This window comes from Streptomyces adustus (assembly GCF_009377175.1).
In the GTDB taxonomy this organism is placed as follows: domain Bacteria; phylum Actinomycetota; class Actinomycetes; order Streptomycetales; family Streptomycetaceae; genus Streptomyces; species Streptomyces adustus.
The window spans coordinates 1-15,308 of sequence record NZ_VJZD01000226.1 but is presented as its reverse complement, the minus strand read 5'-3'; the positions used below and the strand labels follow the sequence as shown (position 1 = coordinate 15,308).

The 15,308-nt window shown below is 72.1% G+C and carries 12 protein-coding genes and 2 pseudogenes; 6 read left to right on the top strand and 8 right to left on the bottom strand.

Annotation, left to right across the window (positions count from 1 at the left end):
- Window positions 1–751, bottom strand: a pseudogene (locus FNH09_RS36310) (hypothetical protein); the annotation flags it as partial.
- Window positions 752–966: 215 nt separating this feature from the next.
- Window positions 967–1,209, bottom strand: a pseudogene (locus FNH09_RS36305) (helix-turn-helix domain-containing protein); the annotation flags it as partial.
- A 32-nt stretch (window positions 1,210–1,241) separates the two neighbouring features.
- Here FNH09_RS36305 and map point away from each other — a divergent pair.
- The 3 genes from map to FNH09_RS36295 all read left to right on the top strand — a co-directional run bounded on the left by map (window position 1,242) and on the right by FNH09_RS36295 (window position 5,030).
- Window positions 1,242–2,009 carry a type I methionyl aminopeptidase gene (gene map, locus FNH09_RS36300; protein WP_152894147.1) on the top strand — a complete coding sequence of 256 codons (768 nt, stop codon included), beginning with the start codon at window positions 1,242–1,244 and terminating at the stop codon, window positions 2,007–2,009.
- A 191-nt stretch (window positions 2,010–2,200) separates the two neighbouring features.
- Window positions 2,201–2,353: a hypothetical protein gene (locus FNH09_RS46845; RefSeq protein WP_156110848.1), complete on the top strand. Its 153-nt coding sequence runs from the start codon at window positions 2,201–2,203 to the stop codon at window positions 2,351–2,353.
- A gap of 130 nt (window positions 2,354–2,483) precedes the next feature.
- A complete protein-coding gene (locus FNH09_RS36295) occupies window positions 2,484–5,030 on the top strand; it encodes an ATP-dependent Clp protease ATP-binding subunit (RefSeq protein ID WP_152894146.1) in 2,547 nt (848 codons plus the stop codon).
- Window positions 5,031–5,093: 63 nt separating this feature from the next.
- Here FNH09_RS36295 and ggt read toward each other — a convergent pair whose 3' ends face one another.
- Complete coding sequence (gene ggt / locus FNH09_RS36290; protein WP_152894145.1) at window positions 5,094–6,929, bottom strand: gamma-glutamyltransferase; 1,836 nt, start codon at window positions 6,927–6,929, stop codon at window positions 5,094–5,096.
- Between the two features lie 156 nt (window positions 6,930–7,085).
- Between ggt and FNH09_RS36285 the strand changes: the two genes are divergently transcribed.
- Window positions 7,086–7,886, top strand: a complete 801-nt coding sequence (locus FNH09_RS36285; RefSeq protein WP_152894144.1) for a hypothetical protein — start codon at window positions 7,086–7,088, stop codon at window positions 7,884–7,886.
- 126 nt (window positions 7,887–8,012) lie between these two features.
- Window positions 8,013–9,632 (top strand): alpha/beta fold hydrolase, encoded by a 1,620-nt coding sequence (locus FNH09_RS36280; RefSeq protein WP_152894143.1) that lies wholly within the window; start codon window positions 8,013–8,015, stop codon window positions 9,630–9,632.
- A 45-nt stretch (window positions 9,633–9,677) separates the two neighbouring features.
- On the opposite strand, the gene FNH09_RS36275 is transcribed toward FNH09_RS36280, so the two are convergent.
- The 5 genes from FNH09_RS36275 to FNH09_RS36255 form a co-directional block, all read right to left on the bottom strand.
- Entirely contained in the window at window positions 9,678–10,562 is an 885-nt protein-coding gene (locus tag FNH09_RS36275; protein WP_152894142.1) for an amino acid ABC transporter permease, read from the bottom strand.
- Window positions 10,559–11,203: an amino acid ABC transporter permease gene (locus FNH09_RS36270; RefSeq protein ID WP_152894141.1), complete on the bottom strand. Its 645-nt coding sequence runs from the start codon at window positions 11,201–11,203 to the stop codon at window positions 10,559–10,561. The genes FNH09_RS36275 and FNH09_RS36270 overlap by 4 nt, the downstream gene beginning before the upstream one ends.
- Complete coding sequence (locus FNH09_RS36265) at window positions 11,200–12,114, bottom strand: glutamate ABC transporter substrate-binding protein (RefSeq protein WP_152894140.1); 915 nt, start codon at window positions 12,112–12,114, stop codon at window positions 11,200–11,202. The genes FNH09_RS36270 and FNH09_RS36265 overlap by 4 nt, the downstream gene beginning before the upstream one ends.
- Before the next feature lie 15 nt (window positions 12,115–12,129).
- Window positions 12,130–12,873, bottom strand: a complete 744-nt coding sequence (locus FNH09_RS36260) for an amino acid ABC transporter ATP-binding protein (RefSeq protein ID WP_152894139.1) — start codon at window positions 12,871–12,873, stop codon at window positions 12,130–12,132.
- Window positions 12,874–13,072: 199 nt separating this feature from the next.
- Entirely contained in the window at window positions 13,073–13,492 is a 420-nt protein-coding gene (locus tag FNH09_RS36255; RefSeq protein WP_152894138.1) for a DUF6278 family protein, read from the bottom strand.
- A 166-nt stretch (window positions 13,493–13,658) separates the two neighbouring features.
- Here FNH09_RS36255 and FNH09_RS36250 point away from each other — a divergent pair.
- A partial coding sequence (locus tag FNH09_RS36250) for an SGNH/GDSL hydrolase family protein (protein WP_162469631.1) occupies window positions 13,659–15,308 on the top strand: 1,650 nt, incomplete at its 3' end.

Here is a 15,308-nt window from a genome sequence, read left to right as displayed (position 1 = left end):
GTTCGGGGGCGGAGGTGTCGTGCGCGGGCGCGGGATCGGCGAAGGGAGAACCGTACGCGGACGCGGGCGCGGGTTCGGGGGCGGAGGTGTCGTGCGCGGGCGCGGACCGGGGGGCGGAGGCGCCGTACCCGGGGCGGCCGGCGGCGAAGCCGTCGTAGGTGCCGCCGGGGCTGCGTCCCGGGTTCATGGGTCCCCGGCCGCCGGGCTCGCGGGGCGTCGGCCGGTCGGTGCGGCCGACCGGTCCCTGCCGGTCCGACTCCGCCATGCGGGCCCGCAGTTCGACGCACCGGGCGGAGGCGCGCTCGTGGTCGTCGCGGGCCCAGGCGAGGTCCAGGCGGACCGTGTCGGCCTCCTCCCGGGTGGTGGCGGAGGCCAGCAACCGGCCCAGTTCGGACTGCCGTTCGGCGGTGTACCGCTGCTCGCGGAGCATCTCCTGGAGCCGGTCCCCGAGGGCGGCCCGGCCGCCGGGCCGGGCGTCGTACGCGGCGAGCGCGGCGGCGTGCAGGGCACGGGCCCGCTCGGTCTCCGGCGCCGCGACCGCGGGTCCGTACGCGGCGGCCAGGTCGTGCAGCAGCGCCTCCACGACGTCCCAGGGCGGCACTTCACGCCCTTCGAGGCAGGCCCGCATACCGTCGGGGTCGCGCTCCCAGAAGACCGCGCACCAGCCGCCGCCCTGGTCCAGGCGGGTCAGCAGGGCGTCCAGGTACGTCGAGAACTCCCGCACCCGGACCGAGAGTTGATCCACCGCCATCGCCCAACTCCTGCCAGACCGGAACACTCCGTCTGGCAGGAAACACGACCTGTGTTACGGGACGGCTACAGGGAGTTTTCGGAGTGGCCGCAGCGATCTCAACGATCCCGCGCCCCGACGGCGGCACCCGCCCCCGAGACCCCCAAGGCTCCCGAGGCGTCCAGGGCGCCGAGCCCACCGGTCCCGTCGAGCCCGTCGAGGGTCTCCAGCGCGCCGGCCGGGGCGCACCGTCCGACCAGTTCGTCCATCGACAGCCCGAGCGCGCGGGCCAGCGCGGCCACCGTGAAGAACGCCGGGGTCGGCGCGCGGCCGGTCTCGATCTTGCGCAGGGTCTCGGCGGAGATGCCCGCGCTCGCCGCCACGGACGTCATGCTGCGGTCGCCGCGGGCCTCGCGCAGCAGTCTGCCGAGCCGCTCGCCGCGTTCTCGCTCTTCGGGGGTCAGCGGGGTACGCACCATGCCGTCATTCTAATACCGGTATAGTAATTGGCATGGTGGAGCTGAAAACAGATAACTCGATCGACGCGATGTACGTGGCCGGCCAGGTCGTCGCCAGGGCACTCACCGCCGTGCGGGAGGCAGCGGACGTGGGCGTCTCCCTGCTGGAACTCGACGCGCTGGCGCGTGAGGTGCTGCGCGAGGCGGGCGCGACCTCGCCCTTCCTCGGCTACCGGCCGTCCTTCGCGCCCACCCCGTTCCCCGGCGTGATCTGCGCCTCGGTGAACGACGCGATCGTGCACGGCATCCCGGACGGCTACCGGCTGCGCGACGGCGACCTGCTCTCCGTCGACTTCGGCGCCGAGCTCGGCGGCTGGGTGGGCGACTCCGCGGTCAGCTTCACCGTGGGCACGCCGCGCCCGGCGGACACGAGGCTGATCGCGACCGCGGAGCGGGCGCTGGCCGCGGGCATCGAGGCGGCCGTGGTCGGCAACCGCATCGGGGACATCGCGCACGCGATCGGCTCGGTGTGCCGCGCCGCCGGATACGGCATCCCGGACGGCTTCGGCGGTCATGGCATCGGGCGCCGTATGCACGAGGACCCGGGCGTCCCGAACGAGGGCCGCCCCGGCCGCGGCCTCCCGCTGCGCCGCGGGATGGTCCTGGCGATCGAGCCCATGCTGGTGGCGAGCGGCCGGGACGGCTACCACGCGGCCGCCGACGGCTGGACCCTGCGCACGAACGACGGCTCCCGCGCGGCCCACGTCGAGCACACCGTGGCGATCACCGAGGCCGGCCCCCGCGTCCTGACCGCCCGCTGACCGCCGCCCGCGGGAGCCCCGGCGCGTCGGCCCCCGCTCCCCCGCCGACGCCGGCCGGGCCGCCGTACCGCGCACACCGCGCCTCCGGGACCACGGACTGCCGTCTCCCGCCACGCCCCGGCCTCGGGCGGACTGCGGCCCCCGGCCGGCGCGTCGTCCTGGAGGTGCTGCGCGGCAACGATCGTGCGATCGTGTTCTACGAGCACCAGGGCCGTGTGCGTACGGCCGAGCGCCCGCTGCGGCCGGCCTGCGACCTGGTGTTGGACGGGATCGAGTACCCCTGGCCCGCCGCCGTGGTGGGCCGCCCGGCGGCAGCGGACGTGAGGGACGCGCCGCGGGCGTAGGCCGGCCGAGTCCGGGCACCCGCGTTCGGACATGCACGTCGATCAGCGAGCGCGTCCCGCGTACTTTCCCCGGGTCCACCGGTTTCCGCGCGGGCCGGGAAATCCCCTCGGGACGCCGGAACGGAACGCCATGACCAGCGGCTTCACGGGACCGGAAGGAAACGGCCCGGACCCCTTCGGAGATTTCCTCGCACGCTTCTTCAGCGGACCGCGCTCCGGTCCCCGGCAGATCGACATCGGCCGGCTGCTGAGTCAGCCGGCCCGGGAGCTGGTGCGCGGCGCCGCCCAGTACGCCGCCGAGCACGGCAGCCGGGACCTGGACACCCAGCATCTGCTGCGGGCCGCGCTGTCCGCCGAGCCCACCCGGAGTCTGCTCAGCCGTTCCGGCGCCGACCCCGACTCGCTGGCGACGGAGATCGACCAGCGTTCCGGGCCGGTGCAGCAGGAGCCGGGCCAGGCCCTGCCGCCGACCTCGCTGTCCCTGACCCCGGCCGTCAAAAGGGCCCTGCTGGACGCGCACGAGCTGGCCCGCTCCAGCGGCGCCGGTTACATCGGCCCCGAACACGTGCTCGGGGCGCTGGCGGCGAACCCCGACTCGGCCGCCGGGCACATCCTGAACTCGGCCCACTTCGCCCCCACCGGCCTGCCGCCCGAGGCGCAGGACGTGACGCAGCAGCATCCCGAGCGCCCCCGGCCCACCTCGACCCCGACCCTGGACAAGTACGGGCGCGACCTCACCGACCTGGCCCGGCAGGGCCGGATCGACCCGGTGATCGGGCGGGACGACGAGATCGAGCAGACCATCGAGGTGCTCTCCCGGCGCGGCAAGAACAATCCGGTGCTCATCGGTGACGCGGGCGTCGGCAAGACGGCGGTCGTGGAGGGGCTCGCGCAGCGGATCGCCGAGGGGGACGTGCCGGACGGGCTCACCGGCCGTCGGGTGGTCGCCCTGGACCTGACCGGCGTGGTCGCCGGCACCCGGTTCCGCGGCGACTTCGAGGAGCGGATGAACAACATCGTCAACGAGATCCGCGCGCACTCCGAAGAACTGATCGTCTTCATCGACGAGCTGCACACGGTCGTCGGCGCGGGCGGCGGCGCCGAGGGCGGCACGATGGATGCGGGCAACATCCTCAAGCCGGCCCTGGCCCGCGGCGAGCTGCACATCGTGGGCGCCACCACGCTGGAGGAGTACCGACGGATCGAGAAGGACGCGGCGCTGGCCCGCCGCTTCCAGCCGATCATGGTGCCGGAGCCGACGGTCCTGGACGCGATCGAGATCCTGCGCGGACTGCGTGACCGTTACGAGGCCCACCACCAGGTCCGCTACACCGACGAGGCGCTGGTGGCGGCCGTGGAGCTGTCCGACCGCTATCTCACCGACCGCAGGCTGCCCGACAAGGCCATCGACCTGATCGACCAGGCCGGCGCCCGGGTGCGGCTCGGCGCCCGCACCAAGGGCACGGACGTACGGGCGATGGAGCGCGAGCTCGAACAGCTCGTCCGGGACAAGGACCAGGCGGTCGCCGACGAGCAGTACGAGCAGGCCACGCAGATCCGGGACCGGATCGGCGCGCTGCGGGAGCGGATCACCGAGACCAGCGGCGAGGACACGGCCGACGAGGGGCAGGACCTGGAGGTGACGGCCGAGGCCATCGCCGAGGTGGTGTCCCGGCGCACCGGCATCCCGGTCAGCCGGCTCACCGAGGCGGAGAAGGAGCGCCTCCTCGGGCTGGAGAAGCATCTGCACCAGCGGGTGATCGGCCAGGAGGAGGCGGTCGCCGCGGTCTCCGAGGCGGTCATGCGCTCGCGCGCCGGACTGTCCAGCCCGGACCGGCCGATCGGCAGCTTCCTGTTCCTCGGCCCGACCGGTGTCGGCAAGACGGAGCTGGCCCGCGCGCTCGCCGAGGCGCTGTTCGGCAGCGAGGAGCGGATGGTCCGGCTCGACATGAGCGAGTACCAGGAGCGGCACACGGTCAGCCGGCTGGTCGGCGCCCCGCCCGGCTACGTCGGTCACGACGAGGCCGGCCAGCTCACCGAGGTGGTGCGCAGGCACCCGTACTCGCTGCTGCTGCTGGACGAGATCGAGAAGGCGCACCCGGATGTCTTCAACATCCTGCTCCAGGTGCTGGACGACGGCCGGCTCACCGATTCCCAGGGCCGCACGGTGGACTTCACCAACACGGTGATCGTGATGACGAGCAACCTCGGCTCGGAGGCCATCGTCCGGCGCGGCGCGGGCATCGGGTTCGGGCCGGGCGGGGACGGAGCCGACGAGGAGGCGCGGCGCGAACAGATCCTGCGGCCGCTGCGTGACCACTTCCGGCCGGAGTTCATCAACCGTATCGACGAGATCGTCGTCTTCCAGCAGCTCACCACCGACCAACTGCGCAAGATCACCGACCTGTTGCTGGAGAAGACCCGTCGGCTGCTGCGCGCGCAGGACATGGAGGTCGAGTTCACCGACGCGGCCGTCGACTGGCTCGCGAACCGCGGCTACCAGCCCGAGTACGGCGCCCGGCCGCTGCGCCGCACCATCCAGCGGGAGGTCGACAACCAGCTGTCCCGGCTGCTCCTGGACGGCCGGATCGAGCAGGGCAGCGAGGTGACGGTGGACGAGGCGGACGGCCGACTCACCTTCCGCACCGAGGCGATGCCGCCCGCCCCCGCGTCCTGAGCGATCAGGACGCGGGGGGAGGCGGGTCAGCGATCAGGACGCGGGGGAGGCGGGTCAATACACCTAGCGCGCCGGGAACACCACCATCGCCGAGCCGCCGCCGCGCCGTACGGTCTCGGCGGCGGCCCGCCATTCGCCGTTCGGCAGGCGTTGCACGCCGGTCGCGGCACCGATCTCCGGGTTGAGCTTGAAGCTGTGCCCGATGGCCTCCAGCCGGGTCCTCAACGCGCTGTCGTAGAGCCCGGGTTCGAGTTCGGTCTGGGCGGCGTTGCGCTGGCTGGCCCGGGGGGCGGCGATCGCGTCGACCAGGGGCAGGCCGCGGTCGAGGAACTCGGTGAGGGTCTGGAGCACGGTGGTGATGATGGACGCGCCACCGGGCGAACCGAGCGCCACGACAGGCCTGTCGTGCCGGTCCAGCACGATCGTCGGGGAGATCGAGGAGCGCGGCCGCTTGCCCGGACCCGGCAGGTTCGGGTCGTGCACGGCCGGGTTGGCCGGGGCGAAGGAGAAGTCCGTCAGCTCGTTGTTGAGCAGGAAGCCCCGGCCCGGGACGGTGATGCCGCTGCCGCCGGTCTGCTCGATGGTGAGGGTGTAGGCGACGACGTTGCCCCACTTGTCGGCGACCGTGAGATGCGTGGTGTTCTCGCCCTCGTACGTCGTCGGGGCCGCGGTGCCGGGGCCCGCGCAGGCCGCCGGGTGGCGCGGGTCGCCGGGTGCCAGCGGGCTGGTGAGGACGGCGGTGTCCTTGATGAGGCACGCGCGCGAGTCGGCGTACCGCTGCGAGAGCAGTTCCTTCGTCGGTACGTCCTCGAAGGCGGGGTCGCCGACCCAGCGTCCGCGGTCGGCGAACGCGATCCGGCTCGCCTCGATGAAGTGGTGCAGGTACTGGACCTCGCTCGCCCTGGACAGGTCGGTGCGCTCCAGGATGTTGAGGGCCTCGCCGACCGTGGTGCCGCCGGAGGAGGAGGGCGCGATGGAGTAGACGCCGAGCCCGCGGTACGAAGTCCTGGTGGGCGCCTGGAGTTTGGCGCGGTAGGCGGCGAGGTCCTGGGCCGAGAGACGGCCGGGCCGGGCGTTCCAGCCGGAACCGGGGTCCACGGGCGGCTTGTTGACGGTGTTCAGGACGTCCTTGCCGAGGTCGCCGCGGTAGAGCGCGTCAACGCCCTTGCGGCCCAGCTCCTCGTAGGTGCGGGCGAGGTCGGGGTTCTTGAACGTCGAGCCGACCACGGGCAGCTTGCCACCGGGCAGGAACAGCCGTGCGGTGTCGGGGAAGTAGCGGAAGCGGGTCTCGTTGCCCGCGGTCTGGCTGCGGAAGGTGTCGTCGACGGTGAAGCCGTCGCGGGCGATGCGCTCGGCGGGTGCGAGGACCGTGCCGAGCTTTCTGGTGCCCCACTTGTCCAGTGCCGTCGCCCAGGTGGCGGGCGTGCCGGGGGTGCCGACGCTCAGTCCGCTGGTGACGGCGTCGGCGAAGGCGAGCGGTGTGCCGTTCTCCGTGAACAGACCGGAGTCGGCGCTCAGCGGGGCGGTCTCGCGGCCGTCGATGGTGTGCACCGTGCGTGACTTGGCGTCGTAGTAGACGAAGTAACCACCGCCGCCGATGCCGGCGGAGTAGGGCTCGGTGACGCCGAGCGCGGCCGCGGTGGCGACGGCCGCGTCGACCGCGTTGCCGCCCTTCTTCAGCACCGCGATGCCGGCGGCCGAGGCGTCCGCGTCGACGCTGGCCACGGCGCCGCCGTAGCCGGTGGCAACCGGGACCTTGGCCGTCGTGGCGCTCCCGTTGGCGGGCGGGGTCTTGGCCGCCGTGCCGCTCCCGGTGGCGGGTGGTGCCGCCGCGCCCACCGACACCACGGCGGCCGAGACCGCGAGGACCGCCAGTTTCCGCGTGACAATGCGACGCATCCGCACCTCCAGCGAGTGGACCGTTCGCGCAGCGTAGCCACAATTGTCCCGGCCTCAACAGTCTCATTTCGGCTGCTCCGGCGCGAACGGTACGCATCGAACACCGGTACGTACCAACCGCTCGGGCCGCCGACGGGCCCGCTAGCATGCGCGCACATGACAGACGACCTGCTCCTCATCGTCCCCGGCGTGGTGGCGGCCGGCCTCGGCGTCGCCCTCGGGTGGCTGACCCGTACCCAGCTCTGGAAGCGAAGGCTGCGGCGCAAGCAGGCCTTCTTCGGACTGCCCGACAACTCCGAGTCCTTGCTCGTGGTCAACCGCGAGGCGGGAGGCCCCGAGCTGACCGTGCTGCGCCACGACGTGTTCGCACTGCTCGAACTGGCCGCGCTGATCAAGGACTGCAACGCCAACGCCCAGATCGTCGCGCACGACGCGGCCCAGCAGGGCTTCGGGGAGCGCACCGAGTTCTGCGTGGGCGGTCCCGCCTCCAACCGCCGGATGGCCGCCCATCTGAGCTCGCTGCTGCCGGGGGTGCGGGTCGACGTCGACGCCGAGCCCGGCCCCGAGCGCGTCGCCTTCCGGATAGGCGAGGAGAAGTACCTGCTGGAATCGGGCAAGACCGAGTACGTACTGCTCGCGCGACTCACCGCGGGCCAACGCCGGGACGCCCGACCGGTGTTCCTCTTCTGCGGCCAGCGCGCCATCACCAACCAGGCCGCGGCCCGCTATCTGGCGCGCAACCACGAGCGGCTGGCCCGCAAGCACGGCGGCGCCTCCTTCGCCCTGCTGCTGCGGGTGGTCAACTCCCAGGCGTACGGCCCCGATGTCGTCGAACTCGTCGCCGACGTGACACGCGCCGCCCAGACCCCGCCGGCCGTCCCGGACCCCACCCCGGAGGCCAAGCCGGAGCCCAAGCCGCGGACGAGGTCGCCCCGGACCACGCCGCGCGCCTCCTGAGTCCACCCCGCGTCCACCCCGCGCCAAAAATCTTTACTCATGCGTAACTTACCGACGGGTTACCTACGGTAAAGCAACACGGTTACCGTCGGGTCACTTGGCTGTGACGCGCGTGAGGAGCGACCCATGGGCCAGAGGAGCGCGGAGCACCTTCGTACCAGGTGGCGACGGTCGTCGGCCGGGCATCCCCGCACGGCCCTGCGTACGGCCGCCGCGGGCGCCCTGTCCGCGACCCTGATCGCCGGCGGCGTCCTCGGGCTCGCCCCCACCGCGCAGGCGGCCGACGGCCGCGTCCGCTTCGTCGACATCACCGGCGACGGCGGCATCGTCCTGAAGGCGAACGTCGTCACCCCCGCGGACTCCGACGGCACCCGCCGCTACCCGCTGATCGTGCTGCCCACGAGCTGGGGTCTGCCCCAGGTCGAGTACCTCGCCCAGGCCCGCAGGCTCGCCGACTCCGGCTACGTCGTCCTCACCTACAACGTGCGCGGCTTCTGGCAGTCCGGCGGCGAGATAGAAGTGGCGGGTCCCTCCGACACCGCCGACGCGTCCCGGGTGATCGACTGGGCGCTCGCCCACACCCCCGCCGACGCCGGGCACATCGGCATGGCGGGCGTCTCCTACGGCGCCGGCATCAGCCTGCTCGCCGCCGCGCACGACCCGCGGATCAAGGCGGTCACCGCGCTGAGCGGCTGGGCGGACCTGATCGACTCGATCTACTCCGGCCGCACCCAGCACGCCCAGGCCACCGCCCTGCTGGACGTCGCCGGCGCGGTCACCGGCCGCGAGAGCGCCGAACTCAAGCAGGTCCTCTCGGACTTCTACTCCTCCAACCTGTCACGGGAGCCGGACCTCCTCGCCTGGGGGAAGAAGCGCTCGGTCGCCACCTACCTCGACCAACTGAACAAGAACGGCCCGGCCGTCATGCTCGCCAACGCCTGGGGCGACACCATCTTCCCGGCCAACCAGTACGCCGACTTCTACGAGAAGCTGACCGGGCCCAAGCGGCTGGAGTTCCGTCCGGGCGACCACGCCACCGCCGAACTCACCGGACTGTTCGGCCTGCCCAACGACGTGTGGACCGACGCCGGGCGCTGGTTCGACCGCTACCTCAAGGGCGTCGACAACGGCATCGACCGTGAACAGCCGGTCGAGCTCAAGTCCCGCTCCACCGGCGGCTACGAGGGCTATCCGGACTGGAAGTCGGTGGGCGCCGCCACCCGCAAGTTCGCCCTGGCCGGCACCACCACGATCCACACGAACGTCGACTCCGGGGCGGACGGCGGGATCGTCCTGCTGTCGAGCCTGCTCGACCAGGTCGCCCGCGTCCCCCCGATGGCCTCGATCCCGCTGCTGCCGCGCCGTTGGGCGGCCGTCTGGCAGTCGGAGAAGTACGCCACCGCCCAGCGGGTGCGCGGCACCGCCGTTCTGCACACCACGGTCACCCCGACCAAGGAGAGCGGCACCCTCGTCGCCTACCTGTACGACGTGGGGCCGCTCGGCCTGGGCAAGCTGGTCAGCAACGCCCCGTACACCTTCCACGGGCGCACCCCGGGCGAGCCGTTCGGTCTCGACCTGGACCTGTTCTCCACGGCCTACGACGTCCCGGCAGGGCACCGGCTCGCCCTGGTCGTCGACACGGTCGACCCGCTCTACATCGAGCACAACCCGTCCGGCGCGCAACTGACCTTCTCCTCGCCTGCGGACGACCCGTCGTACGTGTCGGTGCCGCTGCGCGAGCAGTGATCTCCGGCCGCGGCCGGGCGGGTATGGCTCTGCGCGCTGCCGCCCCTACGGTCGGGGAGCCGTGGGGGGTTCCCCACCCGGCAGCAGTGTCCCGGGGTCGGCCGTGGTCAGCTCCACGGCCCGCGTCTTGGGACTGTGCCGCTCCCACCGGGACACCCGGCCGGCGAACCAGGAGAGCAGCATGCACATTCCGATGTAGATCGGCGAGATCACCATCACCACCGGGATGAACGGCAAATCGTAGTCGAGGTTCGAGGCGATGAGTTTCCCGGCGTGGAGAAACTCCTCGTAGGTGATGAGGTAGCCGAGGGAGGTGTCCTTCAGCGCCACCACCAACTGGCTGATGATGGCGGGCAGCATGGCCCGTACCGCCTGGGGCACCAGGACGTGGACCATGACCTGTGTCTTGCGCATTCCGAGCGCGAACGCCGCCTCCCGCTGGCCGCGCTCGACGGCGTTGACGCCCGAACGGAACACTTCGGCGAGCACCGAGCCGTTGTAGAGCGCCAGTCCGGCGACGAGGGCGGTCAGCGGCTGCGCCTTCAGGGCCACGAAGATGAAGAAGATCATCACCAGGACGGGCATGGCCCGGAAGAACTCCACGACGACCGTGGCGAGCACGCGCAGCGACCGGTGGTCCGACAGCCGTCCGGCCGCCAGCATCCCGCCCAGCACCAGCGCCAGCGCGGCCGCCAGGGCGAAGGCCTTGAGCGTGTTGCCGAGACCGCGCAGCAGCAGCTCCTGGATCCCCTGGTAGGCGAAGGGCATCCACTTCGTGTACGTGAACTGCTCGGTGTCGAAGAGGAGATACAGGATCCAGGCCAGCAGCCCGAGGAGGACGGCGGCGGCCACGGCCGAGTAGATCCGGTGCCGCCGCCGGGTCCGTGGTCCCGGTACGTCGTAGAGGGCGGTGGCGGTGGCGGGTGTCAACGGGCGACTCCCCACTTCTTCTCCAGCGCGTTGAACAGCGCGCTGATGGCGAACGTGATGATCAGGTAGCCGACGGCGATCCAGACGAACGTCCAGACGATGTTGTAGCCGAGCTCGCTGAGGGTCTTGTACGTGCCGAGCAGCTCGGTGACGCTGAACGCGCCCGCGATCGCCGAGTTCTTGGCGAGCGCGATGAGCGTGGAGCCGACCGGGGGGATCACGGAGCGGAACGCCTGCGGCAGGACGACCAGGTTCAGGGTCTGCGTGAAGGTCATCCCGAGGCTGCGGGCCGCCTCGCCCTGTCCCGTGGGCACGGTGTTGATCCCGGATCTCAGCGCCTCGCAGATGAACGCCGAGGTGTAGCAGCCCAGGGCGAGGACGGCGAACACCTCGAAGGGCAGGACGACCCCGAACCGGGGCAGTCCCAGCAGCACCGCGAAGAACAGCAGGGTCAGCGGCGTGTTGCGCAGAACGGTCACCCACACGGTGCCGAAGACCCGCAGCGAGCGCACCGGCGCGACCCGGAAGGAAGCCATGAGGAAGCCGAGGAGCAGGGCCAGCACCGAGGAGTAGACGGTGAGTTCGAGGGTTCCGAGGAAACCCTCGGCGTAGAGGGAGAAGTTGTCGATCAGAACGTTCATGTACCGGCCTGGTAGCGGTCGATCGGGGGCGGGGTCGGCGCGGGCACTCCGGACAGGCCGAGCGTGGCCTCGTACGCCTTCTTCCAGTCGCCGTTCCTCTCACGGGCCTCCAGCGCGTCGTCGATGGCGAGACGCAGGGCGTTGTCGCCGTGCGGGACGCCGATGCCGTAGGGCTCCTGGGAGAAGGGCCTGCCGACCACCTTGAGTTCGCCGGGGGCCTTCGCCGCGTAGCCGATGAGGATCGCGTCGTCGGTGGTGACGGCGTCGACCTGGTAGGTGAGCAGGTTGTCGACGCAGACGGAGTAGGTGTCGTAGGCGACGAGGACCGCCTTCGGATAGTCCGTCTTGATGCGCTGGTACGGGGTCGAACCGGCCGCCGAGCAGACGCGTTTGCCGTCGAGGTCGTGCGGGCCGTGGATGTCCTTGTCGTCGGCGCGCACCAGCAGCGACTGCCCGGCCAGGTAGTAGGGCCCGGCGAAGCCGACCAGCTTCTTGCGGTTGTCGTTGATGGTGTAGGTGCCGACGTAGTAGTCGATCTGGCCGTTCTGGAGAGCGGTCTCGCGGTTCGCGGAGGCGATCGTCCTGAAGCGGATCGTGCTTGGGTCGAAGCCGAGGGACGCGGCCGTCATCTTCGCGACCTCGATGTCGAAGCCGGAGTAGGTGCCGGTCGCCGGGTCCCTCTCGCCGAGGTACGGCTGGTCCTCCTTGACGCCGACGACCAGGTACCCGCGCTTCCTCGCCCTGGTCCAGGTCGGGGAGTCGGGCAGTTGGAAGTTCTCCGCCACCGCGTAGTGCGGCAGCCGCTCGGGCACGGGCCCCTTGACCGGCGGGCTGCCCTCCTTGCCGCAGGCGGTGAGGAGGAGGGCCGTCAGCACGGCCAGGACGGTGGACACACGTGTCGTGCGGAACATACGACGCGCCCCCGCTCAGTGCTTGAGGATCTTGGACAGGAAGTCCTTGGCGCGCTCCGTGCGCGGGGCGGTGAAGAACTCCTCCGGGGGGCGGTCCTCGACGATGCGGCCGTCGTCCATGAACACCACGCGGTTGGCGGCCGAGCGGGCGAAGCCCATCTCGTGGGTGACGACGACCATGGTCATGCCGTCCCGGGCGAGCTGCCGCATCACCTCCAGCACCTCGTTGATCATCTCGGGGTCGAGGGCCGAGGTCGGCTCGTCGAACAGCAGGGCTTTGGGCTCCATGGCCAGGGCGCGGGCGATGGCCACCCGCTGCTGCTGGCCGCCGGAGAGCTGGGCGGGGTACTTGGGCGCCTGGGCGGCGAGGCCGACGCGGTCGAGGAGTTCGAGCGAGCGGCTGTCGGCCGCCTCCCTGGCGTGCTTGCGGACCTTGATCTGCGCCAGGGAGACGTTCTGGAGGACGGTCTTGTGGGCGAAGAGGTTGAAGGACTGGAAGACCATGCCGACGTCGGCGCGCAGCCGGGCAAGTGCCCTGCCCTCCTCGGGCAGCGGCCTGCCGTCCAGCCTGATCGTCCCGGACTCGACCGTCTCCAGCCGGTTGATCGCCCGGCACAGGGTCGACTTGCCCGACCCGGACGGGCCGATGACGACGACCACTTCCCCCTTGCCGACGGTGAGGTCGATGTCCCGCAGAACGTGCAGCTCCCCGAAGTGCTTGTTGACGCCGTGCAGCTCGATCAACGGATCGACAGCCATGCCCACCGGTACTCACCCTCAACCGTGTCGTGGTCGCCGCAAACTATCCAGCCGACGATCAAGCCCCGGCACGACACGCAGCTTTCCGGCATAAGCCGTATTTAAGGTGCTCGGCCGTTCCCGGCCGAGGCCTGCCCGGCCCTTCCCGTCGTCCACCCGAAGAGGGGGCGCAGAGCGGGCGGGAACGGCCGGAGAGGATCTACGCCTCGGCCACCTCCGCGTACAGCTGGGACAGTTCGGGCACCCCGCTCGTGGCCCACTCCAGGCCGGCGGTCACCACGTCGAACTCCCGGCCGGAGGCGAGCCGTATGACGGGCTGCCCGCCGGGCCACACCTCCCAGACCGCGCCCGGCACGGTGCGCACGATGACCGTGCCCAGATACAGTCCCGCGTCGTTGCCCAGCCAGGGCAGCACTTCGTCGTCGTCGCGCCAGCGCGGCACCAGTTGGTCGAGCGCCTCCAACGAGGCGGCGGAATCGTCGAGTTGGACGCCCTCCTGGGACGCCTGCGAGCGCAGCAGCTCACACTCGGACAGAAGTTCGGCGACCCCCTCGGGGTCGGCGGAGAACGTCGCACCGTCGCTCTTCTTGCGCCGGTTGCCCAGGAAAGGGATGTTCATACGTCCAGCGTGTCATTCGCACCCGCGTGCGCACCACAGGCGCGCGCGACCGCTCGTCCCGGTGCTTTTCACCACGCCTTCGTGCATGGCGCGTTGACCACCGTCAGTGGTGTCCCTAACTTCACCGTGCGTATGCGTGCGAACGGTGATCGGGAGGAGTCCGTACGTGCACCGAGGTGTCCGGGGTGTCGCGCTGGCGCTCGCCCTGTTCACGACGGCGCTGGTCCCGGCGTCCGCCGCCCGGGCCAGCGCCGCGCCGTCCTCCGCCCCGCTGCCGCTGGAGCGGTTCTTCGACAACGTCGCCGTCAGTGACGACGCGCGCCCCGCCGAGGCCGACTTCGACGGCTCGGGCGCCTCGCTGTCGTCCCGGGACCTGCGGGCCGCGGGCTGGCTGCCCGGCCGCGCCCTCACCGTGCAGGGGACCGCGCTGACCTGGCCGCACCGGCGGCCGGGCGAGCCGGACAACGTACGGGCCGGCGGACAGCAGGTGCGCCTCGGCGGGAGCGGTGACGCCCTCGCCTTCCTGGTGGCCGGCACCCGCGGCGGCGAGACCGCCGGTTCCGGCACGGTCACCTACGCGGACGGCCGCCGCTCCCCGTACCTGCTCACCGCCCCGGACTGGCGCAGGGGCCCGCTCGCCACCAAGGCGGTGGTCCTCCCGCACGTCAACGGCCCCGGCGGCCGGCGCACCGGCAGGGCCCGGCTGTACGTCGTGACGGTACCGCTGCTGCCGGGCCGCCCGGTCGCCTCCGTACGGCTGCCGCGCGCGGCCGGACTGCATGTGTTCGCCCTGGGGGTGCGGGCGGCGGCACGGGGCTGGAGCGGCACCTGGGCCACGGCCACCTCCGGTGTCACGGCCGTGGGGCCTTGGACCGATCGCACGCTGCGGCTCGTGGTGCACACCTCGGTGGGCGGCCCGCGGGTGCGGCTGCGCTTCGACAACACCTTCGCCGCCACCCCCGTCCGCATCGGCGCGGCGACGGTGGCGGTGCGGGCGGCGGGCGCGGCGGCCCGCAGCAGGCCGGTACGGCTCGCCTTCCGGGGTGCGCGGGGCGTCGTCGTCCCGGCGGGGGCGCAGGCGGTCACCGATCCGCTCGGTTTCCGGGTGCCCGCCGACGCCGATCTGCTGGTCAGCTTCCACCTCCCCGGCACGGTACGGGCGGCGCCCGGGCACCGGCTCGCGGTCCAGCGGTCGTACCTGAGCACGCCGGGCGACCACACGGCCGACCGCCGGGCGGCGGCGTACACCGCGGCGCTGACGTCCTGGCCGCTGCTGACCGGGGTGGACGTGGGCGGCGGGCCGGGGTCCCTGGTCGCACTCGGCGACTCGATCACCGACGGGGACCGCTCCACACCGGACGCCGACCGGCGCTGGCCCGACGTGCTCGCCGCCCGTCTGCTGCGGCAGCGCACGGCACCCCCCTACGGCGTGCTGAACGCGGGCATCGCGGGCAACCGGGTGGTCGCCGACCGCTACCCGGGCGACGGCGTCTCGGTCGGCGGCTCCGGGGTGAGCGCGCTGCACCGCCTCGACCGGGACGTGTTCGCCCAGACCTCGGTGCGTACGGCGCTCGTGTTCGAGGGCGTGAACGACCTCAGGGCGGGCACCACGGCATCCCGGCTCGTCGCCGGGCTGCGGGAGATCGCGGACCGGGCGCACGACCGGGGCGTACGGGTGCTGGCGGCGACCGTCCTGCCGTGCGGGGGAAGCTCCCGCTGCACACCGGCCGTCGACGCCGAGCGGGCCGAGGTCAACACCTGGATCCGGGACTCCGGGGTGTTCGACGGGGTCCTCGACTTCGACGCGGTCCTGCGC